Source organism: Bacillota bacterium LX-D (assembly GCA_031628995.1).
GTDB lineage: Bacteria > Bacillota > DUOV01 > DUOV01 > Zhaonellaceae > JAVLUO01.
Window position 1 is genome coordinate 1 of the sequence record JAVLUO010000011.1, and the last position, 23,540, is coordinate 23,540.

The 23,540-nt window shown below is 35.0% G+C and carries 26 protein-coding genes and 1 riboswitch; all 26 genes read left to right on the forward strand.

Annotated elements, in window-relative coordinates; all coding sequences use genetic code 11:
• The first annotated feature begins 171 nt into the window (after positions 1-171).
• The 26 genes from RDV78_09245 (at position 172) to RDV78_09370 (ending at position 23,538) form a co-directional block, all read left to right on the forward strand.
• Entirely contained in the window at positions 172-1,182 is a 1,011-nt protein-coding gene (locus tag RDV78_09245) for an acyl-CoA dehydratase activase-related protein (protein ID MDS1030648.1), read from the forward strand.
• Positions 1,136-2,245, forward strand: coding sequence for a CoA protein activase (locus tag RDV78_09250; GenBank protein ID MDS1030649.1), 1,110 nt, complete (start codon positions 1,136-1,138; stop codon positions 2,243-2,245). The genes RDV78_09245 and RDV78_09250 overlap by 47 nt, the downstream gene beginning before the upstream one ends.
• A complete protein-coding gene (locus RDV78_09255; GenBank protein ID MDS1030650.1) occupies positions 2,230-3,201 on the forward strand; it encodes an acyl-CoA dehydratase activase in 972 nt (323 codons plus the stop codon). Before RDV78_09250 ends, RDV78_09255 begins: the two co-directional genes overlap by 16 nt.
• Positions 3,202-3,308: 107 nt before the next feature.
• A riboswitch (Lysine riboswitch) is annotated at positions 3,309-3,500 on the forward strand.
• Positions 3,501-3,585: 85 nt separating this feature from the next.
• The gene (lysA, locus tag RDV78_09260; protein MDS1030651.1) at positions 3,586-4,932 is read left to right on the forward strand and encodes a diaminopimelate decarboxylase; all 1,347 of its coding nucleotides are present in this window, start codon (positions 3,586-3,588) and stop codon (positions 4,930-4,932) included.
• 85 nt (positions 4,933-5,017) lie between these two features.
• Positions 5,018-7,609 (forward strand): CBS domain-containing protein, encoded by a 2,592-nt coding sequence (locus RDV78_09265; GenBank protein ID MDS1030652.1) that lies wholly within the window; start codon positions 5,018-5,020, stop codon positions 7,607-7,609.
• The gene (locus tag RDV78_09270; protein ID MDS1030653.1) at positions 7,600-8,217 is read left to right on the forward strand and encodes a site-2 protease family protein; all 618 of its coding nucleotides are present in this window, start codon (positions 7,600-7,602) and stop codon (positions 8,215-8,217) included. The genes RDV78_09265 and RDV78_09270 overlap by 10 nt, the downstream gene beginning before the upstream one ends.
• 24 nt (positions 8,218-8,241) lie before the next feature.
• Positions 8,242-9,228, forward strand: a complete 987-nt coding sequence (gene trpS, locus RDV78_09275; GenBank protein MDS1030654.1) for a tryptophan--tRNA ligase — start codon at positions 8,242-8,244, stop codon at positions 9,226-9,228.
• 19 nt (positions 9,229-9,247) lie between these two features.
• Positions 9,248-9,976: a segregation/condensation protein A gene (locus RDV78_09280; GenBank protein ID MDS1030655.1), complete on the forward strand. Its 729-nt coding sequence runs from the start codon at positions 9,248-9,250 to the stop codon at positions 9,974-9,976.
• A 19-nt stretch (positions 9,977-9,995) separates the two neighbouring features.
• Positions 9,996-10,529: an SMC-Scp complex subunit ScpB gene (gene scpB, locus RDV78_09285; GenBank protein MDS1030656.1), complete on the forward strand. Its 534-nt coding sequence runs from the start codon at positions 9,996-9,998 to the stop codon at positions 10,527-10,529.
• Between the two features lie 30 nt (positions 10,530-10,559).
• The gene (locus tag RDV78_09290; GenBank protein MDS1030657.1) at positions 10,560-11,306 is read left to right on the forward strand and encodes a DUF2953 domain-containing protein; all 747 of its coding nucleotides are present in this window, start codon (positions 10,560-10,562) and stop codon (positions 11,304-11,306) included.
• Positions 11,299-11,733 (forward strand): GerW family sporulation protein, encoded by a 435-nt coding sequence (gene ytfJ, locus RDV78_09295; protein MDS1030658.1) that lies wholly within the window; start codon positions 11,299-11,301, stop codon positions 11,731-11,733. The genes RDV78_09290 and ytfJ overlap by 8 nt, the downstream gene beginning before the upstream one ends.
• 107 nt (positions 11,734-11,840) lie before the next feature.
• Positions 11,841-12,611, forward strand: coding sequence for an epoxyqueuosine reductase (locus tag RDV78_09300; GenBank protein MDS1030659.1), 771 nt, complete (start codon positions 11,841-11,843; stop codon positions 12,609-12,611).
• Between the two features lie 52 nt (positions 12,612-12,663).
• Positions 12,664-13,566 carry an EamA family transporter RarD gene (rarD, locus tag RDV78_09305; GenBank protein ID MDS1030660.1) on the forward strand — a complete coding sequence of 301 codons (903 nt, stop codon included), beginning with the start codon at positions 12,664-12,666 and terminating at the stop codon, positions 13,564-13,566.
• A gap of 61 nt (positions 13,567-13,627) precedes the next feature.
• Positions 13,628-14,218 (forward strand): nucleoside recognition domain-containing protein, encoded by a 591-nt coding sequence (locus RDV78_09310; GenBank protein MDS1030661.1) that lies wholly within the window; start codon positions 13,628-13,630, stop codon positions 14,216-14,218.
• A 4-nt stretch (positions 14,219-14,222) separates the two neighbouring features.
• Entirely contained in the window at positions 14,223-14,756 is a 534-nt protein-coding gene (locus RDV78_09315) for a spore maturation protein (protein MDS1030662.1), read from the forward strand.
• A 185-nt stretch (positions 14,757-14,941) separates the two neighbouring features.
• Positions 14,942-15,655, forward strand: a complete 714-nt coding sequence (locus RDV78_09320; protein MDS1030663.1) for a pseudouridine synthase — start codon at positions 14,942-14,944, stop codon at positions 15,653-15,655.
• A gap of 74 nt (positions 15,656-15,729) precedes the next feature.
• The gene (locus RDV78_09325; protein MDS1030664.1) at positions 15,730-15,969 is read left to right on the forward strand and encodes a hypothetical protein; all 240 of its coding nucleotides are present in this window, start codon (positions 15,730-15,732) and stop codon (positions 15,967-15,969) included.
• Positions 15,970-15,995: 26 nt separating this feature from the next.
• Positions 15,996-16,532 carry a cob(I)yrinic acid a,c-diamide adenosyltransferase gene (gene cobO, locus RDV78_09330; GenBank protein MDS1030665.1) on the forward strand — a complete coding sequence of 179 codons (537 nt, stop codon included), beginning with the start codon at positions 15,996-15,998 and terminating at the stop codon, positions 16,530-16,532.
• Positions 16,533-16,588: 56 nt separating this feature from the next.
• Positions 16,589-17,047: a hypothetical protein gene (locus RDV78_09335; protein ID MDS1030666.1), complete on the forward strand. Its 459-nt coding sequence runs from the start codon at positions 16,589-16,591 to the stop codon at positions 17,045-17,047.
• A 76-nt stretch (positions 17,048-17,123) separates the two neighbouring features.
• Entirely contained in the window at positions 17,124-18,101 is a 978-nt protein-coding gene (ilvC, locus tag RDV78_09340; protein MDS1030667.1) for a ketol-acid reductoisomerase, read from the forward strand.
• A gap of 130 nt (positions 18,102-18,231) precedes the next feature.
• Positions 18,232-19,509, forward strand: coding sequence for an NAD(P)/FAD-dependent oxidoreductase (locus RDV78_09345; GenBank protein MDS1030668.1), 1,278 nt, complete (start codon positions 18,232-18,234; stop codon positions 19,507-19,509).
• The gene (locus tag RDV78_09350; GenBank protein ID MDS1030669.1) at positions 19,506-19,922 is read left to right on the forward strand and encodes a HutP family protein; all 417 of its coding nucleotides are present in this window, start codon (positions 19,506-19,508) and stop codon (positions 19,920-19,922) included. The genes RDV78_09345 and RDV78_09350 overlap by 4 nt, the downstream gene beginning before the upstream one ends.
• Positions 19,900-20,289: a chorismate mutase gene (gene aroH, locus RDV78_09355; protein MDS1030670.1), complete on the forward strand. Its 390-nt coding sequence runs from the start codon at positions 19,900-19,902 to the stop codon at positions 20,287-20,289. Before RDV78_09350 ends, aroH begins: the two co-directional genes overlap by 23 nt.
• A gap of 277 nt (positions 20,290-20,566) precedes the next feature.
• Positions 20,567-21,592 carry a 3-deoxy-7-phosphoheptulonate synthase gene (gene aroF / locus RDV78_09360; protein MDS1030671.1) on the forward strand — a complete coding sequence of 342 codons (1,026 nt, stop codon included), beginning with the start codon at positions 20,567-20,569 and terminating at the stop codon, positions 21,590-21,592.
• Between the two features lie 3 nt (positions 21,593-21,595).
• A complete protein-coding gene (pheA, locus tag RDV78_09365) occupies positions 21,596-22,435 on the forward strand; it encodes a prephenate dehydratase (GenBank protein MDS1030672.1) in 840 nt (279 codons plus the stop codon).
• A gap of 5 nt (positions 22,436-22,440) precedes the next feature.
• Complete coding sequence (locus tag RDV78_09370; GenBank protein ID MDS1030673.1) at positions 22,441-23,538, forward strand: prephenate dehydrogenase; 1,098 nt, start codon at positions 22,441-22,443, stop codon at positions 23,536-23,538.
• The last annotated feature ends 2 nt before the right edge of the window (positions 23,539-23,540 follow it).

Here is a 23,540-nt window from a genome sequence, read left to right on the forward strand (position 1 = left end):
AGTACATTAATTCTATTGAACCGCCGTATACCGAACGGTACGTACGGTGGTGTGAGAGGACGCTGAATTAATTAATTATTCAGCTCCTACTCGATTGCTTAAAATTACAAATAAGGAATCAACTATATCGTTTATGGTAATACTAGAGAGGTTTAAAAGGAGGTTTGTAAATTGAAAGTAGGAATACCAAGGTCACTTTTTTATTACTACTATTACCCTTTATGGGCGGCTTTTATCAATGAACTAGGAGGTGAAATAATTTTATCGCCACCGACTTCTAAAAAAATCCTTAATAAAGGCTTAAGTATTGCTGTAGATGAAATTTGCTTGCCAATAAAAGTATTTTATGGGCATGTAGATTATTTAATTGATAAAGTTGATTTGTTATTTATTCCACGTATTGTAAGTGTTGCCCCAAAAGAATTTATTTGTCCTAAGTTTATGGGTTTGCCCGATATGGTTAGACAAAATTTTAAGGTTTTACCTAAGGTGATTGATTTAACAGTGGACTTAAGTAAAAACCCTCTTCTTTTGGCACCTATAGTACAAAAAGTTGGTTCCTATTTCACATTAAGTTTAGAAAAAATCAACAAAGCTTGGGCTTATGCTTTACAACAGCAGCGTTATTTTAAAAAATTAAGCAAAGAATTTGTGCAGCCAGAGGAAGCCTTCAAACAACTAAACGCACAAGATACTATAAGTAAAAAATCAAAAAATAATAAACTTACTTTGGGATTCTTGGGACATGGCTATACAATTTACGATCCTTTTTTAAGTATGGAGCTGATTGATCGTTTAGAAAAGATGAATATTAAGATTTTAACTGCAGAAAGCATTGACGATAGCATAATCAATGCTTATGCAGCGAATTTGCCCAAGAAAATGTATTGGACCGTTGCTAAGAAAATTTTAGGAAGCACTTTCTACTGGTTAGAAAACAAAGCAATCCATGGACTAGTTTATTTATCTGTGTTTGGTTGTGGTCCAGATTCTCTAGTAGTCAACATGGTTCAACGTTATTGTCACCAGCAAGGATTACCTTTTCTTAATTTAACAATTGATGAGCATACGGGAGAAGCAGGTACTTTTACAAGAATAGAAGCATTCCTAGATATGCTGGAAGGAGGTTTTCAGCTTGAAGGTAACATATCCGCATATGGGCAATCTATATCTGGCAGCTAATGCCTTATTAGAAGGACTAGGCTGTGAGGTTATTATGCCGCCTTTTTGTAGTAAAAAAACTCTTAGCCTAGGAACAAAATATGCCCCTGAGTCAGCTTGTTTGCCTTTAAAAATAAATTTGGGCAATTATTTGGAGGCCATTGAAAAGGGAGCTGATACTATAGTTATGATTGGTGGAGTGGGCCCTTGTCGAATAGGCTTTTATGGTCAAACACAAAGTGATATTTTAAATGATTTAGGGAAAAATATTAAGATGGTCGTAATAGAACCTCCTGACGTTAGTTTTAAGGAAGTTTGGCAAAAGATAATGGAACTTAAAAACGCTAGTTGGGTTAAAGTAATAAAAGGAGTTCATCTGGCCTGGGAAAAAATTTATAGTGCAGATAGGCTTGAAAAATATATGGAATGGTTAAGGCCTAGAGCCATTAAGCAAGATGAAGCAGAAAAAATTTATAATGAGGCTTTGATCCTATTAGATAAAACTAAAAATATCAGGCAAGTAAAAAATATAGTTAAGAATACGTTACATAAGCTAGAAGAACTAGCAGATTATCAAGCAGAAAATATTATTAAAATTGGAATTGTTGGAGAGGTTTATACTGTTATCGAACAATATGCAAATTTACAATTAGAGCGTCAATTAGGAAAACTAGGCGTGGAAGTTGAAAGATCGATTTATCTAAGTGAATGGATAAATGATCATCTTCTGTCCGGAATATTGCCCATTAAGTCTTCAAAAAAGATTGATCAACTGGCAAGCCCTTTTTTAAACCATTTTATAGGTGGCCATGGCAAACAGACAATTAGCCATAGTGTTGATTTTGCTCGTCGAGGTTTTGATGGAATTATCCAGGTTGGCCCTCTTACTTGTATGCCCGAAATTGTGGCAGAATCAATTTTACCTGCCATTAATGAAACTTATGGTGTACCTATTATGACTATTTTTGTTGACGAACAATCGGGAGAAGCAGGTTTAAATACTCGGTTAGAAGCCTTCACAGATATGATTAAATATAAAAAAGATCTAAACTTCAAGGGGTGTGAGTTATGTCAGTCTATTTAGGAATAGATGTAGGTTCTGTAAGCACAAATATTGTAGCAATGAGTGAAGACGATAAAATACTGCAAAAAATTTATTTAAGAACCAAGGGACAACCAATTCAAACCTTACTTGAGGGATTAAAACTAATAAAAGAAAAATTGCATAATCCCGAGGTTAAAGGAGTAGGGACTACAGGTAGTGGCCGCCAGTTGGCTGCTGTTATTATTGGAGGAGATGTGGTTAAGAATGAAATTACTGCCCATGCCGTTGCAGCAGCTAAAATGGTACCCGGAGTTAAAACGGTTATAGAGATTGGGGGACAGGACTCAAAAATTATTATTATGAAAAATGGCATAGTTAATGATTTTGCCATGAATACAGTATGTGCGGCAGGGACAGGTTCTTTTTTAGATCAACAAGCTAGTAGACTAAATATCCGTATAGATGATTTTGGTTCTATTGCTTTAAAGGCTAAAAATCCAGTACGAATTGCCGGTAGATGTACAGTTTTTGCTGAATCAGATATGATCCATAAACAACAAATGGGGCATTCCTTAGAGGATATTTTAGCTGGACTTTGTGAAGCTTTAGTTCGAAATTATCTTAGTAACCTAGGTAAAGGCAAATCCCTCTTGGAGCCTGTTGCTTTTCAAGGAGGAGTAGCAGCTAACATTGGTATTAAGCATGCTTTCGAGAAAGCCCTTAGTCTTAATGTTATCGTACCACCTAACTTTGATGTAATGGGAGCAATAGGTGTTGCTTATCTAGCTAAAAGTGCCGTTCAAAATGGGAAATCCAAATTTAAAGGTTTTGATATAAGTGAAGCTCAGTTTCAAGCAAGCAGCTTTGAATGTTCTAATTGTTCAAATGCTTGCGAAGTTGTTCAGATAGCAAAAGATAAGAAAATTATTGCCCGTTGGGGAGACCGTTGTGGCAGGTGGACTGCTTTAGATAAAACCGATAAAATGATTGGCTAATTTTCACTTATTAAGCATTGTAAAGTTAATAATTTTAATATTGACATAGCAACATAATAATGCTAACATAAACCACAACAAATGAATACATTATACCTCATCCAGTGCGGTGAGGTAGAGGCGCGAAGGATCAATAGTACTTACAATGATTATGGGAAAAAAATGATTTGTAAAGAAAGGGGTATTCGCCGAAGTGCAACAGCTTACCTATCTGTTGTGCTGGGTCTGCATTTAATAAATGCAGGACTGTCATCCAGTTATTGTGTATCCTGGTTGCTGGATGGAGTGCTATCTCATGGACAGGATGGTGAGTCATGACTTTTTTGGCTATGGTTTACCATAGCCTTTTATTATTTGTAAATAAATGGCAAAGGAGCTTGGCAGATGAAATTTCACGGTACAATGAAAATCAATGAATTAGGTCACTTGGAAATTGGAGAATGTGATACAGTAGAACTTTCCAAAAGATTTGGAACTCCCCTTATTATTATGGACGAATCACAAATAAGACAAACTTGTCGAAAATACTATCATTATTTTACTGAACGTCATCAAAATACGGAAGTAATTTATGCCAGTAAAGCTTTTATTTCTCCGGCCATTTGTAAAATTATAGAGTCTGAAGGACTAGGTCTAGATGTTGTATCTGGTGGAGAACTTTATACAGCTCTTGAAGCTGATTTCCCTGCTGAAAAAATATATTTTCATGGCAATAATAAAAGTCCCCAAGAACTATCCATGGCCCTTGAAAATAAAGTTGGAAGAATTGTTATAGATAACTTTTACGAATTAGACATGCTGAACAAGCTAGCTGAAGTATTTAAAGTCAAAGCTAATATTTTATTAAGGATTACTCCAGGAATTGAGGCCCACACGCATGAGTATATCAAAACAGGGCAAATCGATTCTAAATTCGGTTTTACAATGCCTAACGGACAGGCATTGGAAGCTGTAAAAACTGCCATTAGTCTGCCTAACATTGAATTGCATGGTTTACATTGTCACATTGGATCTCAAATTTTTGAAATGGAGTCCTATCGTCATGCAGCTAAGGTAATGATGAAATTTATCCAAAAAATTAATAAGGAATTAAATTTTGTTGTTTCGGAACTTAATTTAGGCGGAGGCTTTGGCATTTATTATAAAGATGGAGACAATCCGGCACAATTAAAAAATTATGCAGAAACAGTAATTAATACAGTTAAGGACGAAGCCAGGATTAGAGGATTAGTCATTCCTAAAATAATTGTTGAGCCTGGGAGATCAATTGCGGGTCCAGCGGGGACTACAATATATTCCATAGGTTCAATTAAAGATATACCTGGTGTACGTAAATATGTAGCTGTAGATGGTGGCATGGCTGATAATATTAGACCCGCTCTTTACGAAGCAGTTTATGAAGCAATTGTAGCAAATAAAGCAAATGAACAACCTGAGGAAGTGGTTTCTATCACAGGTAAATGTTGCGAATCCGGTGATATGCTAATTTGGGATATTAAACTACCTAAAGTTGAGGCTGGCGATATACTTGCTGTTGCTTGTACTGGTGCTTATGGTTATTCTATGGCTAGCAATTATAATTCCCTCGGCAAACCTGCAGTAGTTTTAGTTAATGAAGGTGAAGCGGATATAATAATAAAAAGAGAAGCCTATAAAGATATATTAAAAAATCATGTTATTCCAGAAAGATTGAAAAATAATAAAGGTATTTCTTGCGAGTATATGAGCTAGGGCGGTTTTTGGCCGCACCTTTATTTTTGTTGAGCAGACTATAGAAAAATGATATAATCAAAAAAAATGTGGCAGGTGTAGGGTAATGGAAATTATTTGTTCACATCCTAATTTAGATTTTGATGGATTAGGAGCTATGGTAGCAGCTAAAAAAATATTTCCAGATGCTCAATTGATTTTGCCTAACAAACTAAGTCCAGTAGTACGCGACTACCTTGCTTTATACAAAGACGTTTTGCCCATTGGATCACAGAATGAAATCGTTTGGGATGAAGTATCTAAGGTTATTGTTGTTGATACGGCAAATATAGCTCGTTTAGATTTTGCTAAGAATTTAGTTAAGGACGATATAGAGTACATTATTTATGATCATCATCCGTTTAATTATAATGTAAATTCAAATGTTATTTATAAAATCGAAAATATTGGATCGGCAACTACAATCTTAGTAGAGCTTCTGCAAGCACAAAACATAGAAGTTGCGCAACATGAGGCCACTTTGTTTCTACTAGGTATTTACCAAGATACAGGATCCATGCTCTATAATAATACAACTGCTAGGGATGCCCGGGTAGTTGCTTTTTTGCTACAGAAGGGCGCTAATTTAAATACTGTTGCTTTATTTTTAAATCGCCCTTTAAGCTTTCAGCAGCAACAGCTTTATAATTGTTTGCTGCAATCAAAAGAAGAAATAGAATGGCAAGGAACGACAGTTCTACTTTGTTCTACTGAAAGTTTAGAATACATTTCCGGTTTAAATGTTGTTACTACAAGAATTTGTGAACTAGCTAATGCAGATGTTGTTATATGTGTTGTGAAGACACAAAAGCAGATTGATATAGTCCTTAGAAGTAAAACAGAATGGGCAAATGTGGATAAAATTGCAGTGGCCTTAGGGGGAGGAGGGCATCCAAAGGCCTCTTCAGTCAAATTAAAAAATAGCAATCTAGAAGATATCTTGCCTAAAATAAAAGAATTAATCAATGAAATAGTTGCTCCAAGTATTTTGGCTAAAGATATTATGTCAAATCCAGTTCGTTCCTTGGAAGCCAATTGTACTATCAATGAAGCAGCTAAAATTATGCTCCGTTATGGTCATAGTGGAATGCCTGTTTTAAATAATGATGATTTAGTTGGAATCATTTCTAGGAGAGATTTGGATAAAGCAATTCGTCATAAGCTTGGACACGCGCCAGTTAAGGGCTTTATGAGTCGAAAGGTAATATGGATAAGTAAGAATACTACTCTCGCAGCTATTCAAGATTTAATGATAAAGCATGATGTGGGACGGCTACCTGTAGTAGAAGCTGGAAAAATAATTGGAATAGTCACTAGGACTGATGTGTTAAGAGCTACATATGGATTCGACCCTGCTTTTAATGCCTACCGCGTTAAAAGTGATATTCAATTAAGTCTAACTAAAGACCCTCAGCTAAGTAATTTATTGAGGAAAATAGGTGATATTGCTCAAAAGATAAATTTAAAATGTTATTTGATTGGCGGTTCGGTAAGGGATTTAATTCTTGCTGGTCAAATTAAAGATATTGATATTGTAGTAGAAGGTAAGGCTGAACTATTAGCTGAAAAGGTTGCCCAAGAATATGGTGCAAAAATTAATAACAATCAAGATTTTGGTACTGTAACTATTTATTTACCTGATTCATGGAAAATTGACTTTGCTACGGCTCGTCAAGAGTATTACTCGAGTCCCGGTTCTTTGCCAATAGTGGAAGCAACTTCTTTAAAAGAAGATCTATATCGAAGGGATTTTACAATTAATGCACTGGCGTTAGCCCTTAATCCAGAGAATTTTGGAACATTACTAGATTATTTTTCAGGATATGAAGATTTACGATTAGGTGTAATTCGTGTTCTACATAATTTAAGTTTTATTGAAGATCCCATAAGAATTTTGCGAGCCCTTAGGTTTGCTAACAGATATCATTATACTATAGAAGAGCAGACTTGCAATTTAATTAAAGTTGCCCTTGAGCAAAAGGTATTTACAAGGATTAAGGCTAGCCGAATTTGGCAAGAAGTATATAGTCTGATTAAAAGTAGTAATTCTGTTGATTCTTTAATCAAATTGGCACAAGCTGGTTTTTGGGGTCAATTACTACCTGATAGAAAATGGGTAGAACTGTTGCCGGAAGAATGGAAAAAAGCACAGATATTAATTGATCAACTTAGAACTGCGAATTGCTTTGTTAAAGAATGGTTAATCCTATTTATAATTTTATTTTTTAGAATTGAAGATACTAGTTTAAGTAATATTATGAAATTTTGTCAAATTAAAAGAGCTGAACGACGGTGTTTAAATGAAATTAATAAATTATTAGTAATAAAAATTAACGACCAAGTATCATCTAAACAGTTAATGTATGAACTTCATTTAGTTCTTAAGGATATTATACCTGAGGTTATTATTGCACTGTCAATATTTGTTGAAGAAAAATATGGTAAAATACTTATCAATTATCTAATTAAGCGTTATCACCTGAAAATACATTTAAAAGGTAAGGATTTACTAGCTTTGGGTTTTAAACCAGGTCCTGAGATCAGTAGAACACTGATCTTTATTGAAAGTCAATTCTTAGAAGGTCGAGTTCTATGCTTGGAAGATGAATTAAATCTAGCCATGAATATTTTAAAGCTGGGAGGGAAATTATGTTTTTAACTGATTGGGTTCATTTAATCTTTAGTGTCCCAGCAATTTTAGTTGCCATTACATTTCACGAGTACGCTCATGGTAAAATGGCTGCTTTATTAGGTGACCCAACGCCGGCTGGCCAGGGAAGACTTTCTTTAAATCCCCTAAAGCATCTGGATCCCCTAGGGGCATTGCTCTTAATACTCGTTGGTTTTGGCTGGGCCAAACCGGTTCAAGTCAATCCCTTTTACTTTCGAGGTGACAAGCAAAAAGGTATGCTGTATGTTGCCTTAGCCGGTCCTTTAATGAATTTAGTATTAGCCTACCTAAGTACCGTCGCTTTAAGGATTTCTTTTGACCAATGGTACTACATTGGTATATTTTTTAATTTGTCTATGTGGTATAATACTATGTTAGCTGTATTTAATTTGATACCGTTACCACCCCTTGACGGGTTTAAAATATTGGTTGGTTTATTACCAAATAGGAATGAAATTTTGTATAAATTAGAAAGTTATGGGCCAATAATATTAATTTTATTATTAGCAACCAATGTGTTAGGAAATATAATTACTCCAGTAGTTCATGGCGTTTTGCAATTGCTGACAGCAGCTGCTGGTTTGGCCATCTACTAACTAAGTTAAAAGAAGGTGCTTAAAATGACCAAAGGGAAAATTTTTAGCGGAATGCGCCCTACAGGGAAATTACATATAGGGCATTTAAGTGTACTTGAAAACTGGATAAGTTTGCAGGATGAATATGACTGTAATTTTGGCATAGTAGATTTGCATGCTTTAACAACTGCATATGAAGATACATCTGCTATTAGAGAAAATATTTGGAATATGGCTTTAGATTGGTTAGCTGTAGGACTTGATCCTGAAAAATGCGCCATATTTATTCAATCTCATGTAAAAGAGCATATAGAACTTCATTTAATATTATCTATGCTTACTCCCCTATCTTGGTTGGAAAGATGTCCAACTTACAAGGACCAAATCAAGCAGTTTGGGTCAGAAGGTAAGGATATTTGTAATTATGGTTTTTTAGGCTATCCTGTTCTAATGGCTGCAGATATTCTTGTTTACCGGGCTAATGTAGTTCCTGTGGGAGAAGATCAACTTCCCCATTTAGAGTTGTGCAGAGAAATAGCCAGACGTTTTAATTATCTATATAATACGGACCTATTTCCTGAGCCACAGGCAAAGCTTGCTAAGGTAGCTTTGCTGCCAGGCATAGATGGTCGTAAGATGTCAAAAAGTTATCATAATGATATAGCACTTGATGCTTCTGAAGAAGAAATTATTTCAAAAGTAAGACAAATGACTACAGATCCCGAGAGAATTCATAAAACGGATCCAGGTCATCCTGATGTATGTATAGTTCATGTCTATCAAAAATTTTATAATGCCGAATGTGTTGAAGATATTTGTTCAAGTTGTAAATCAGGTACTATAGGTTGTGTTGCCTGTAAAAAGCAATTAGCTGCTAAATTAAATGAAAAATTAAAGCCTATTCGTGAAAAGAGGGCAGAACTGGTTGCAAATCCTCAGAAAGTTAAAGAAATTTTAGCTTATGGTGAAGAAAAAGCTAAAAAGCAAACAGCTGAAACCTTAGAATTAGTCCGTGAGGTTATGAAAATTTGATTATTTAATGGTGAAATAAGTGAGTTATCATATCAGTTTAGAAATTTTTGAAGGTCCTCTAGATTTGCTTTTACATTTGATACAAAAACAAAAGCTTGACATTTACGATGTTCCAATTGCAAAAATTACTCAGCAATATTTGAACTATTTGGATACAATGCATAATCTTGATATTGAAATAGCAAGTGAGTTTTTAGTCATGGCAGCCACTTTGCTCTCTATCAAAGCTAAAATGTTACTTCCTAATCCAAGCACCGAGAAAGAAGATGAAATCAGTACTGAAGACCCTAGGGAGGAACTAATTAACCGTTTGCTAGAATATCAACAATATAAAGAAGCAGCAGTATTTTTAAGAGAACGAGGACTGTTTTTTGCTCAAAGGTATTTTAGGTCTTTAGACCACACGCTCCTTGAAGCTGTATTTTCCAAAATAAACCCATTGGAAAATGTAGAAGTCAGTGATTTATTGGCTGCTTTCAATAAAGTTTTGATCCGCCCCAAAAAAGATTTTAAACCTATTAAGCAAATTAAAAGGAAAAGTATAACTATCTCTGGACAAATTAAACTTATTCTGCAATTGCTCAATTCTAACAAAAATGGTCTAAAATTCGAGGAAATATTTCAAACTGGAGCCTCTCGTTCTGAAATAATTCTTACCTTTTTAGCTTTATTGGAACTGATCCATCTTAAAAAGGTTATAGTAGAGCAGCAAAAAAATTTTTCTCCTTTAATTTTATATTTAGCTTGAATTGTAAAGGAGGATAATGATGCTATTTAATGATGATAAAAAAGCTATTTTAGAATGTTTGCTCTTTGTTGCTGATGAACCCCTAAGTATAGCAAAATTGTCCGAAATAATGGAGTTGGGGCTAGAAGATATAATGCTGCTAATTGAAGAGATGCAGTCAGAATTGCAAAAACCTAAACATGGTTTAGAACTTATTCAAGTTGCTGATGGCTTTCGGTTAACTACTAAACCCCAGCTCTTTGGTAATATTGAAAAACTATATAAACCAAAAGCGACTGTTTTATCGCAGGCTGCGCTAGAAACATTAGCAATTATTGCTTATAAGCAACCAATAACGAGAGCTGAAATTGAGATGATTCGAGGTGTCAAGGCTGATGGGGTTTTAACAAACTTAATGGAACGTAATTTAGTGCAAGAAGTTGGGCGCAAAGATAGTCCTGGGAAGCCAATCCTTTATGGTACTACTGTCGAATTTTTGAGTTACTTTGGTTTAAAAAAAATAGAGGAGCTACCAAAACTAGAAGAACTGAATTCATTACTTCACGCAAATTGAAACAATTAAGCTGCCTAAAGGGCAGCTTTTATGATATTGAATAAGCATATGTTAATTGGGAAAATTAAACTTGTTAACTTTGGAAAAGGAGGGAGATTAAAAACGGGTTCTTTTGCCCAATTAATGCTTGCTTTAATTGTTGCGGGAATTTGCTTGTTTTGGCTACCTCTAACATTTCAAGTGTTTTATCGAAGGAAAAATAATAATGATATTTTTGAATGTAACTTATTTCTTACATCATATTGGAAAATAGCTCATTTTATCATACCCAAAATAAATTTTGATCTAAGTATTTTCCATGATAGTGTTTTAGATTTAGAAACTAAAATGCCTGAAGGGTTGGGAAAGATAGATAAGCAGCACATTCAAGTAAAAAAACCAAGAAAAATACTTCGAGATATTTTACCTAAAATTAAGGTAATAGAAAAAATTACCAAGATTCTTGTGAAAATAAACAAAAAACTTTTTAAAAAAATTGTCTGTAAAAAGCTAGTATGGCAAACTGAATTTGGGTTGGGAGATGCGGCTTTAACAGCTATATCATCCGGACTGCTTTGGAGCTTTAAAGGAAAATCTTATAGTAATATACGAAGAAATGTTAATGTGTCTTTTCGGAGACCGGTTTTGGAAGTAAAACCTAGCTTTTCTGCACAAGTGTTTAACGTAAATTTTAAATGTATATTTATTGTTCAATTAGGCCATGCTATATTTGCATTAATAAAATTTTGCATAATGATGTTACTGGCCAAAAAAAGGGGGTATGTAAAACTTGAGTGAACATCCTATTGAGGCACTTATGAAGACCGCTATGGAAAGCATTAAAGAAATGGTAGATGTGAATACTGTAGTAGGTGACCCGGTTGAAACTCCTGATGGCAGTGTAATTGTGCCAGTATCTAGGGTGAGTTGTGGATTTGCAGCAGGAGGTGGCGAATACGATACAAATAAGAATAAAGAAAGTGAAAATTCTTTACCTTTTGGCGGAGGAAGTGGAGCGGGAGTTTCCGTTCAGCCTGTTGGATTTTTAGTTGTGGGGCATCAACAAATTAGGCTCCTACCTGTAGATGGTAATGCTGTAATTGACCGGTTAATTGATATAACTCCTCAAGTTATATCTCAAGTACAGTCAATGTTTAATAAAAAGCCTACAAATGTAAATACTCAGCAACAAACTGGAGCAACGGGTCAAGGTAATATTCAATAAAAAACAGGAAGTGTGATAAAACACGCTTCCTGTTTTTTAGTTTTTCAATTGCAATAAAAACTGTTATATTAAAATAGATATATAAATCACATGTTAGGAGTTAGAAAATGGAAAAATTAATAGCGGCCCTTCTGAAAAATTATATCAAAGAATATCATATTAAAAATAATCTTAAAGAATTTTGGAGTGAGCCTTTACTTGCTTACGCTGATAGTAGGGATAAGTTGTTTACCAGCTTAAAAGAAATTGTTAGCCCTGAGCATAGATTACCTACTGATGTTTTACCCGAGGCAAAATCCGTTATTACATATTTTATTCCTTTCGAAAAATCTATTGTTGAAAGCAATATTCCAACCAGTGAAAGTTCTCGAGAGTGGGGGCTTGCCTATCTTTATACAAATCAACTAATTTTAGATGCAAATAATTTTATCAAAAATAAACTTGCGAAGTTAGGTTATATAGCTATTGTTACGCCTGCCACACATGATTTCGATGAAAATAAATTAATAAGTAACTGGTCTCATCGACATATAGCTTATATTGCAGGGTTAGGGACCTTTGGTCTGAATAATATGTTGATAACAGAAAAGGGTTCTTGTGGAAGGATAGGTAGTATAATCACTGATTTAGAGCTAAAACCAACACCCCGACAGGAAATGGAATTTTGTCTCTATAAGCAAAAAGGAATTTGTAAACAGTGTGTGAAAAGATGTATTAATGGGGCATTGCAAATTGATTCTTATGATCGAAAAAAATGTTATGAAATGTGTTTAAAAAATGCTGACAATTTGGCTAATATAGGTTTTGCTGATGTATGCGGTAAATGTTTAGTCAAATTACCATGTTCAACACAAAAGCCTTTTAAAGAAAATAGCTGAATTTTAAATCTTATATTTAACAAAAAAATCATAGTAAACAGGTGGATAAAAAATGAATAGATCAATTTCATTATGCAAAGGGGTTAGCGGCATTTATTATTCTGTCGGGGCGTATATGCTATGGGGGTTTTTACCTCTTTTTTGGAAAGCATTACAGGGTGTTCCCCCTCAGGAAATTCTCGCACATCGTATTTTTTGGTCATTTCTATTCGTGTTTATAATTTTAATATTTTCCTCTAAATGGAAACAGTTGAAACCTATTATGACAGTAAGAGGAAATTTAATTAGACTAATGTTAAGTTCTTTTTTGATTAGCGCCAATTGGTTTATTTATATTTGGGCCGTAAATGCCAATAAAATTGTGGAAACAAGTTTAGGTTATTATATTAATCCACTTTTTACTGTTTTTTTAGGAATAACAGTATTAAGAGAAAAAATAGATCTCGGACAAATAGTAGCTTTAGCAATAGCATGTATAGGAGTAATTATTATTTCCTTAGAATATGGAAAAATTCCGTGGGTTGCACTTTTATTGGCGTTAACTTTTGGGCTTTACGGTTTAATTAAAAAGTTAGTTAATGTAGACTCAACTATTGGGTTATGTATTGAAACTTTGTTTGTATTTCCGGTTGCCGCAATCTATATAATCTTTTCCCAACTATCTAGTACTGGATCCTTTGGGGTATCACTACAAGTTACCATATTTTTAATTTCTTCAGGTGTAGTTACTGCTATACCACTACTGTGGTTTGCTGCTGGTGCCAGGCGTATTTCACTTACAACACTAGGTTTTATTCAATATTTGTCTCCCAGTATCAGCTTACTATTAGGTGTCTTTGTTTATCATGAACCATTTACAAAATTACACCTGCTCAGTTTTAGCTTAATATGGTGTGCTATTTTTATTTACTCTTTTACCAGAACTAATGGTTATTTAATTCAAACTGATAGATAAGTGCGTAAATAGTTCTACCTGTAGTTAAGTAATCATAGATTTACTTATAGGGGGGATCCTTTTGGTAAATCTTATTTGGTTTTTTTTGCTTGCAGCTGGAATAATTACGGCAGGTATAAATGGGCATATCGAAGTAGTAACAAAAGCTGCCTTAGACTCAGCCAAGGATGCTGTCAATATAGCATTGGGGTTAGTAGGTATGATGGCACTTTGGCTGGGGCTGCTGAAAATTGCAGAGGAAGCTGGATTAGTAAGCTTTATAGCACGGCTTGTTAATCCGATTATGAAATTTTTATTTCCTAGTATCCCAAAAGGACACCCTGCTTTAGGGGCTATTGTTATGAATTTAAGTGCAAATATTTTGGGGCTAGGTAATGCTTCAACTCCGTTAGGTTTAAAAGCCATGCAAGAATTGCAAAAACTTAATAAAAATTGTGATGAAGCCTCAGAAGCTATGTGTACTTTTTTAGGATTAAATACTTCATGTATTACACTAATACCAGCTACCATAATTGGAATTCGAGCTGCAGCCGGTTCTACCGATCCTACTTCTGTTGTTGGTACAACGATTTTTGCTACTTCTGTTGGTATGTTGACAGCTATTTTAGCAGATCGACTTTTACGACGAGCTTTTCGCAAAAAGGCGGGGTAAAGTTATGGATTTTATTGAGCTGATTTCCCGCTGGGCCATACCACTGCTGCTCTTAGTCATTCCTTGTGTAGGCATATTAAAAGGTGTAAAAGTATATGAAGCTTTTGTCGCAGGGGCAGAGCAGGGATTTAATACGGCGATTAAAATAATTCCTTTTATGGTAGGAATGTTAGTAGCAATTGGTATTTTTCGTGCTTCAGGTGCAATGTATTATGCTGTTCAAATCCTAGAACCAATTTTAAAAATCTTTCATTTTCCGCCAGAAGTTATTCCTCTTGCTGTAATGAGACCCCTTTCCGGAGGGGGATCATTGGCTCTAGCTGCGGAATTAATTCGCACTCACGGACCAGATTCTTTTCTGGGAAGATTAGCATCGACAATGCAAGGAAGTACAGATACAACTTTTTATGTCTTAACAGTATATTTTGGATCTGTTGGCATCCGAAAATATCGGTATGCTGTTACATTAGGAATTATTGCAGATTTGACAACTTTAATTGCGGCTTTATTTATTACTAATTTAGTTTTTTCCGGTTGAAAATATCATAGAATATTTTTATTGATATAAAAGACAATTAGTTTTAACCAGCTAATTGTCCTATTTATTTTCTGTAAATTCAAGTATTATTTTATTAATAAATGTAAGTTTTTATATATCTTAGCAGGTAAAATACCACAATGGGTTTAATAATATAAACAATATATTATTAGGGATGATGAATATTGAAAGAACGCATCCAAAAAGTACTAGCTCGTGCCGGTGTCGCTTCAAGAAGGGCAAGCGAAGATTTAATTACACAGGGTAAGGTTTTTGTAAACGGAGAAAAAATAACCCAGCTTGGATATAAAGTAGATCCGGAAGAGGATGAAGTTGTTGTTGAAGGACAAAATATTAAAATAAATAAGAATAAGATCTATATTTTGTTAAATAAACCAACAGGTTATGTAACAACTCTTAAAGACCCTCAGGGTAGGAAGACAGTTATTGATTTATTAAAGGATGTGCCAACAAGATTATTTCCTGTGGGAAGGCTTGATTTAAATACAGAGGGATTATTGATTTTAACTAATGATGGGGATTTTACATATAAATTAACTCACCCAAAACACCAAGTAAAAAAAACATATATAGCACTAGTCAAAGGGATACCAGATCAGAGGGGGATAAGGCGTTTGCAAAAGGGCATTGAGTTAGAAGATGGAATGACAGCCCCGGCGATTGTAAGAATAATCCAGAAATTTAAAAATAGTGCTAAAGTTGAGGTGGTTATCCACGAGGGTAGAAACCGGCAAGTAAGAAGAATGTTAGCAGCCATTGGACATCCCGTTCTTAGTTTAAAAAGAACTAAAATAGGGAATTTAAATATTGGTAATCTAAAAACTGGAGAATACCGGCTATTAAAACCTGAGGAAGTTAGGGAATTGCTTCAATCTTAATTATTTAAGGATATTGTTTTGTGTTATTGCAAACATTATAAGGTAATAGTATTGTAAAAAGGAGGGAGTTTAATATGCCTCGTTGTTTAAATTGTGGTAATTTATCTTATTTTACTAGCAGTGCAATACCTAAAATAGTTCCTTGGAATAATGGTCCTACCTCAGGACTCGTTGCTGTTTTTAACGGTACTGAAGTTTCACATGTGGAGAATTGGGGAGCAGATTACATGCAAATTCAGGATGCTTGTAACAATCCTTATAACTTTTTTGATTCCTGTGGTTGTTGCGGTTCTTCTAATATCCTTTGGCCATAGAAATAGTTTTTTGGAGGTTTAAATCGATGAGTGAGAAACTGGAAAAAGGGTTAATTCAAGTTTATACGGGGAATGGAAAAGGAAAAAGTACTGCTGCTTTTGGATTAGCATTGAGAGCTTTAGGTTGTGGCCTAGATGTAGTTATAATCCAATTTATGAAAACTGGAATTGATTACGGTGAAATTAAAGCTTTGGATATTTTCAAACCAAAACTAACACTATTATCATTTGGCCGACCAGGTTTTATTTCTAGAACTGGAGCAACAGAACAAGATATTGAACTGGCACAACAGGCAATGGAAAAAACAACTAACATTATTCAAAATAGGCCAGTAGATTTACTTATCTTAGATGAAATTAACAATGCACTTTATTATCAACTTCTAGAAACTAAAAATGTACTTAATTTTTTAGAGCAAAAGCCTGAGCGAACTGAAATAGTGTTAACTGGACGCCATGCCCCCGAGGAAATCATTGTTAAAGCAGATTTAGTTACTGAAATGCTTGAAATTAAACATCCTTATAAAAAAGGTATTAGAGCAAGAAAGGGCATTGAATATTAATCCACCGAAATACCTGCTTACATATTTGGTAGTGTTTAAAATAAGGGGGGGGAAAAGTGAAGGTTAGGGTTAATGATCAGATTGTTAATAAGGATTTGCAGGTTAAATTAAGGCTGGATTACAAGGGAGAAGCACATAACAAATTCTTTTTAAAAGGAAAATCAAGCGAACGTGCTGCAGATGAGGTAAGAGAACAAAGAGCTGCACTTTTACGTAACGTACCTTTTCAGGGTATTACCATTAATAATTTAGATATTAATTCTGAAATATACACGGTCCAAGATGACGCTGATGGTACGGAAATTGCGTATGCTCCAATAAACCTTGATTTATCTGCATCAAGTATAGAAGATCTTATTTGTTTTATTGTTAGAGACGAATTTAGAAAAGTTGAAGTTTTAGAACAGAATGAAATTGTTTTAACTGGACAAGACTTAGAACGTTTGTTATTTAAAATTAATTTTGAAATACGAAGATTTCGCGATTCTTTGGAAAAAAAATATAATAGTAAATAAAAAAAAGGATTTTTCAAAGTTATTAAGAATATATAACGCTATAACTATTTTTAATTTGTGTTTGGAGGAAGGCAGAATGGTAAAAATGTATTATGATCAAGATGCAGATCTATCTTTATTGCAGGGGAAAAAAATCGCTGTTTTAGGTTATGGCAGCCAAGGACATGCCCAGGCCCAAAATTTGAGAGACAGTGGTTTAGATGTTATTGTTGCTACTAAAAATATAGATGACGCTGAAAAAGATGGCTTTAAAGTTGTCTCTGTAAATGAAGCTACTAAAGAGGCAGATATTATTCAGATTTTACTACCTGATGAAATACAAGCAAATGTATATAAACAGGAAATTTTACCTAATTTAGTTGAAGGAAATGCTTTAGTTTTTTCCCACGGGTTTAACATTCATTTTGGACAAATTGTACCACCTGAAAATATAGATGTATTCATGGTAGCTCCTAAAAGCCCTGGTCATCTAGTAAGAAGAATGTATGCCCAGGGAGCTGGTGTACCGGGTTTACTTGCTGTTTTCCAAAATTATTCTGGAAAAGCTAAAGAAATTGGATTAGCTTATGCCAAAGGTATTGGTTGTACTAGAGCTGGAGTAATCGAAACAACCTTTAAAGAGGAAACTGAAACCGATTTATTTGGAGAACAGGCAGTACTTTGTGGTGGAGTTGCATCTCTAATTAAGTGTGGCTTTGAAACTTTGGTTGAAGCTGGTTACCAACCTGAAATTGCCTATTTTGAATGCTGCCATGAATTAAAATTAATTGTGGATTTAATTTACGAAGGCGGACTTAGTAGAATGAATTATTCTGTAAGTGATACTGCAGAATTCGGTGGTTTAACAAGAGGACCTAGGGTAGTGGATGAAATCTCAAAACAAGAAATGAAGCAAATATTATGGGAAATCCAATCAGGTACTTTTGCTAAGGAATGGATTTTAGAAAACCAAGCCAATAGGCCGCAGTATAATGCACTAACTGATATGGAAAAAGAACACTTACTTGAAAAGGTTGGGGCGGAGCTTAGAAAAATGATGCCATGGCTTAAATAAAAAGTGAAAGGCTTGCCTTTCACTTTTTTTAGTTGGTGCGCCCTGCATGGGCGCTTGCTTGTCGGTGAAAGTCCGATACGGGGGTTGATAGTGCCAACCGTTAGCCTAAGACTTTTAGGGAGGAAGCAGTTTGCCAAAAATTGTTATTGTAGGTGGCGGGGCGGCAGGGATTTTTGCTGCTATTGGAGCAGCAGAACTTGGAGCACCCGTTGTATTATTTGAAAAAAATGCGCAACTAGGAAAAAAAATTTTAATAACTGGCAACGGTCGCTGCAATTTAACAAATATCAAAGATATACAATATTTCTTTAAGGAATTTCCTGGAAATGGGTCATTTTTACATAGTGCTTTTAAATCCCTTTCTAACCTAGATTTAATAAAATTTTTTAATGGAATTGGAATTACTACAAAGGTAGAAGATAAGGGGCGAGTTTTTCCAAAAACAGATCGGGCTCAGGATGTTGTGCAGGCTTTGACAAATTATTTACACAGCCTTAATGTCCAAATTGAATTTAATAGTCCAATTCAGGAAATTATTACTCAAGACAAGGCAGTAAAAGGTTTTGTTGTCAATGGGAAATTCCACTCCGCTCCAGCTATAATAATAGCCACTGGTGGGTTATCTTACCCTAGAACAGGTTCTACAGGTGATGGCTTTCGGTGGGCAGCTAAACAAGGCCACACTATAGTAGATTTAAAACCATCATTAATTCCCTTAATAGTGCGAGAACAATGGTGCAAGTCCTTAGCTGGACTCAGCTTAAAAAATGTAGAATTGTCAGTTTTTAGCACTTCCGATAAAAATAAAATTGCCGAGGAAACAGGAGAAATACTATTTACTCACTTTGGACTATCCGGTCCTGCAATTCTCTCATTAAGTAGAAAAGTAGTGCCTTATTTAAGTCTGAATAAACAGGGTTTAAAAATAGAAATCAATCTATTTCCTACTTTAAATAGTAAGGATTTGGATAAAAATTTACAAAATTTATTAACTACAAATTCTAAGAAAAAAATAAGCAATTCTTTAAATGATTTGTTGTCTAATAAATTGTTATTACAAATATTTAGTTTAGCAGGTCTAAATAAAGAAAAATTTAGCTACCAAATTACAAAAGGTGAACGCTTCAATTTAGGAACACAATTACAACATTTTTCTTTAACTATTACTGGTACACGTCCTATGACTGAAGCTATTGTTACTTCCGGTGGAATTTGCGTTAAAGAACTTGTACCCTCTACTATGGAGTCACGTCTTATAAAAGGGTTATTTTTTGCTGGAGAAGTTATAGATGTTGATGCCTACACAGGTGGATATAATTTACAAGCCGCTTTTTCTACCGGGTATGTAGCTGGCAAGTCTGCAGCTAAAAAGTTTTTCGAGCGAGAAGTAAGGAGTGATTTAAGATGAGTAACCACGGAAGTAAAAAAGTGGCTACTGTAGCAATCCAAATGGCACTTACTGATTCACGGGAAGAAGAAAACTCTTTAAAACAAAAATTTTTGGCGCAGGGAATCAAAACGGCAGCAGTTGATTACGGTGGAGAATATATTTCTTCGGTGAAAAAAATTGTTGAAAGAGCCGTAGTAGCTGCCAAAAGAGAAGGGGTTATTGCTGAAACTCATGCTGATGAAGGTGCTGTTGCAGGTGCAACAAGAGAGGCATTGGCCCAAATAATGCCTAAAGCAATAGGTTTAAACGTAGGTGGAAAAATAGGAATAGCTAGGCAGCAGGATCATGTTAGTGTTGCAGTTTTTTTGGGAATAGGGTTGTTACATTTAGATGAGGTAGGGATAGGTCTTGGGCACAGAGCTGTACATTAAAAGTGATAACATGGCTGTTCGAGGTATAAGGGGAGCTATAACAGTAGAAAAAAACAGTAGAGAAAATATATACGATGCCACTAAAGTTTTGCTAACTGCAATGTTATATGAAAACGATATATTATTAGAAGATATAGCTAGTGCTTTTTTTTCTGTAACTAATGATTTAGATCAGGCTTATCCTGCCGAAGCAGCTAGAAAAATGGGCTGGGTAAATGTACCCTTGCTCTGCCTAAATGAGGCGAACATTTCTGGTTCGTTGCGTAAAGTAATTAGAGTATTACTGCACGTTAACACTACCAAAAAACAGCAGGAGATTAAGCATATTTATTTAGGTAAAGCTAAAGAACTGCGTAAAGATTTATAAATACATATTATTGCATTACTATTTTTTTAATGCTATTATAGCTTTACTAAAAGTCTTAAGAGGCTTTTGGCGATTTATGTAGCTTTGTAGTACGGTATTTTTATAAGTATATGAAGGAGGTAGGATGGTAGGATGGTTTATTATATAGGTCAGAGATCATTCTTGGTCACTCTTCCAGGGTGGCTTTTTCATTTTCAGAACGAGTGAAGTGCGCCATTCGGATGTTATTATAACTTATTGTAGATACTAATTAAAGATATTTTAAGGAGGTATTTAGATGATTGTTGTAATGGATCATTGTGCTTCACAAGAACAGATTCAGAGAGTTTTGGACCGTCTTACTAATGAAGGTTTTAAAATACATCTTTCTCAAGGAGATAAGTGCACAGTTATTGGTGTTATTGGTGAAGACATTAAAATAAAGTTACCTGGATTGGCATTAGAAGCATTACCAGGGGTCGAAAAAGTAGTGCCAATTTTACAACCCTATAAATTAGCAGGTAGAGACTTTAAACCTGAGGGGACTAAGATTAAAGTTGGTAATATAGAAATAGGTGGAAACCAATTACAAATTGCAGCTGGACCCTGTGCTGTTGAAAGCAGAGAGCAGTTGTTAGAAACAGCATGGGAAGTTAAAGAAGCAGGAGCAACCATTCTTAGAGGAGGTGCTTATAAACCTAGGACTTCCCCATACTCATTTCAGGGCTTAGGCGAGAAGGGTTTAAAGTTATTAGCTGAAGCGAAAGAAAAAACTGGCTTAGCTATTATTACTGAAGCAACAGACACTACAAATTTAAAGGTAGTTGCTGAATATGCTGATATTATTCAAATTGGAGCTCGAAATATGCAAAATTTCCATTTGCTGAAGGAAGCAGGCAAATTAAACAAGCCTGTGCTTCTAAAAAGGGGCCCCAGCGCAACTATTGAAGAATGGATATTGGCTGCAGAATACATAATGATGGAAGGCAATTATCAAGTTATTTTTTGCGAGCGCGGTATTAGAACCTTTGAAACTTATACTAGAAATACATTGGATCTAAGCAGCATTCCTGTTATTAAAAAGTTAACTCATTTACCAATTTTTGCTGATCCAAGCCATGGTACAGGTAAATGGCATTTAGTGGATCCCATGGCCAGGGCAAGTATTGCTGCAGGAGCTGATGGCCTAATTGTAGAAATACATCCAAGACCAAGTGAAGCGTTATCTGATGGATTTCAGTCATTAACTCCTGATAATTTTAAAAAAATGATGACAGAGATTAAGGATATTGGAAAAATAATGAAGAAAGAAGCAAGTTGGTGAGTTATGGTAAAAGTAGGTTACTTAGGACCGGAAGGGACATTTTCAGCACAAGCTGCACAGAAATGGGTAAAAAGTGTTGGCTTAAAGAATTATATACTTCAGCCTATTAATAGCATCACTTATCAAATTAGTCAGGTAATGGAGGGAAAGTTAAATTATTCTATACTTCCTATAGAAAATTCTGTGGAAGGAACAGTAAACATTGCTTTAGATACTTTAGTTAAATATGAAGTATTGATAGTTGGAGAATTTGTGCTACCAATAGAACATTGTTTAGCTGTAAAAGAGGCAGGAATTATTCAACCAGAAGTTGTTTTTTCTCACCCACAAGCTTTAGCTCAATGTTATGATTACTTAGCCAAGAACTTTACAGAAATAAGTACAGTACAAGTAAGTAGTACTGGCGAGGCAGCACGTATGGTAGCTGAGGGCCCCTTAGGCTGGGCTGCCATCTGTTCCAAAAATGCTGCGGAGCGCTACGGCTTATATATAATGGCCCAGAACATTCAGGATTATGCTGGGAACAAAACTAGATTTTTAGTAATCGGGAAGGATAGTCCCCAACCAACTGGCAATGATAAAACATCTTTAGTCATTGCTTTGCCACAAAATCAGCCAGGCGGATTATATAGAATCCTGCATAGCTTCGCCGTAGAAAATATTAATTTAACTAAAATAGAGTCACGCCCTACAAAACGGGAGCTGGGAGAATACCTTTTTTATATTGACTGCGAAGGCCATCAGCAGGATAGTAAATTATTTAAAGTAATTGAAAAACTAAAGCAAAACGCAGTTTTTTTAAAAGTTTTAGGTTCTTACCCAGCAGATAGGGGGATGCGATAGATCCTATGGTTAATAAAGCTGTTGTTATTGGCCTGGGTTTAATTGGCGGTTCACTGGCTATGGCTATGAAACAGTCATGTTTTGTTAAACAAATCGTTGGTATTGATACAAATGAAAACAGCATTGCAGAAGGAATAAAACTAGGAATAATAGATGAGGGTACAAAGCATCTTACTGCAGGGGTTAATGGTGCTGATCTAGTTATTTTAGCAACGCCAGTTGGGCAAATCATTCCTATAGCCGAAAGAATTTCACCTTATCTACCACCAGGCTGTGTTATAACTGACGTGGGAAGCTGTAAATCCTTATTAGTCTCACCCTTAGAGAATATTTACGGTGCCCAAAAGCACTATATAGGTGGGCATCCCATGGCTGGTTCAGAACGAGCAGGGATCGAAGCAGCAACCCCTTTTTTATTTGAGAATGCTGTTTATGTTTTGACACCAACTAAAAATACTAACAAGCAAGCATTGCATACCATGGAATCTCTGATTAAAGCTATAGGTGCAAATAAAATTAACTTAGATCCCCATAAACATGATTACATAGTAGCGGCAGTAAGTCATTTACCACATATCATAGCTGCCAATTTAGTAAATACAGTGGGAGAATTGGCCAAGGAGGAGCAGTTAACCTTAATGTTGGCTGCAAGCGGGTTTAAAGATACAACCCGTATTGCTATGGGCGATATAACAATGTGGCGCGATATTTGTTTATCCAACAGAAAAATGCTTAAAAAGATGCTTACATTATTCCGCCAACAATTAGATGAATTTGAAAAAGTAATTGACGAAGAGAATAAATCCTTGCTAGCCGACTTATTAGGACGTGCCCAAACCTTAAGAAAACAAATACCTAGTAAAGCAAAGGGTCTTTTGCCCAGTATTTATGAATTGGAAGTGATTATTCCTGATCGGTCAGGTATGTTAGCTGAAATAACAAATATACTTGCTGTTAATAATATAAATATTATCGATATTGAAATTTTACGTGTAAGAGAGGCTTTAGGAGGTACAGTAAGAATTGGCTTTGCAGATGAAAAAGAGCTGACTTCAGCACTTGAAGTTTTAAAGCAACAAAATTTTCAGGCAATGAGGCGGTGATA

What these genes read in the sequence shown, in the direction of transcription:
- ilvC (MDS1030667.1), top strand. Translation starts at nt 17,124, where the DNA reads ATGGTAAAAATGTATTATGATCAAGATGCAGATCTATCTTTATTGCAG.
- RDV78_09300 (MDS1030659.1), top strand. Translation starts at nt 11,841, where the DNA reads ATGGAAAAATTAATAGCGGCCCTTCTGAAAAATTATATCAAAGAATAT.
- RDV78_09325 (MDS1030664.1), top strand. Translation starts at nt 15,730, where the DNA reads ATGCCTCGTTGTTTAAATTGTGGTAATTTATCTTATTTTACTAGCAGT.
- RDV78_09315 (MDS1030662.1), top strand. Translation starts at nt 14,223, where the DNA reads ATGGATTTTATTGAGCTGATTTCCCGCTGGGCCATACCACTGCTGCTC.
- RDV78_09270 (MDS1030653.1), top strand. Translation starts at nt 7,600, where the DNA reads ATGTTTTTAACTGATTGGGTTCATTTAATCTTTAGTGTCCCAGCAATT.
- lysA (MDS1030651.1), top strand. Translation starts at nt 3,586, where the DNA reads ATGAAATTTCACGGTACAATGAAAATCAATGAATTAGGTCACTTGGAA.
- RDV78_09350 (MDS1030669.1), top strand. Translation starts at nt 19,506, where the DNA reads ATGAGTAACCACGGAAGTAAAAAAGTGGCTACTGTAGCAATCCAAATG.
- RDV78_09370 (MDS1030673.1), top strand. Translation starts at nt 22,441, where the DNA reads ATGGTTAATAAAGCTGTTGTTATTGGCCTGGGTTTAATTGGCGGTTCA.
- RDV78_09265 (MDS1030652.1), top strand. Translation starts at nt 5,018, where the DNA reads ATGGAAATTATTTGTTCACATCCTAATTTAGATTTTGATGGATTAGGA.
- scpB (MDS1030656.1), top strand. Translation starts at nt 9,996, where the DNA reads ATGCTATTTAATGATGATAAAAAAGCTATTTTAGAATGTTTGCTCTTT.
- RDV78_09290 (MDS1030657.1), top strand. Translation starts at nt 10,560, where the DNA reads ATGATATTGAATAAGCATATGTTAATTGGGAAAATTAAACTTGTTAAC.
- aroF (MDS1030671.1), top strand. Translation starts at nt 20,567, where the DNA reads ATGATTGTTGTAATGGATCATTGTGCTTCACAAGAACAGATTCAGAGA.
- RDV78_09255 (MDS1030650.1), top strand. Translation starts at nt 2,230, where the DNA reads ATGTCAGTCTATTTAGGAATAGATGTAGGTTCTGTAAGCACAAATATT.
- pheA (MDS1030672.1), top strand. Translation starts at nt 21,596, where the DNA reads ATGGTAAAAGTAGGTTACTTAGGACCGGAAGGGACATTTTCAGCACAA.
- cobO (MDS1030665.1), top strand. Translation starts at nt 15,996, where the DNA reads ATGAGTGAGAAACTGGAAAAAGGGTTAATTCAAGTTTATACGGGGAAT.
- trpS (MDS1030654.1), top strand. Translation starts at nt 8,242, where the DNA reads ATGACCAAAGGGAAAATTTTTAGCGGAATGCGCCCTACAGGGAAATTA.
- rarD (MDS1030660.1), top strand. Translation starts at nt 12,664, where the DNA reads ATGAATAGATCAATTTCATTATGCAAAGGGGTTAGCGGCATTTATTAT.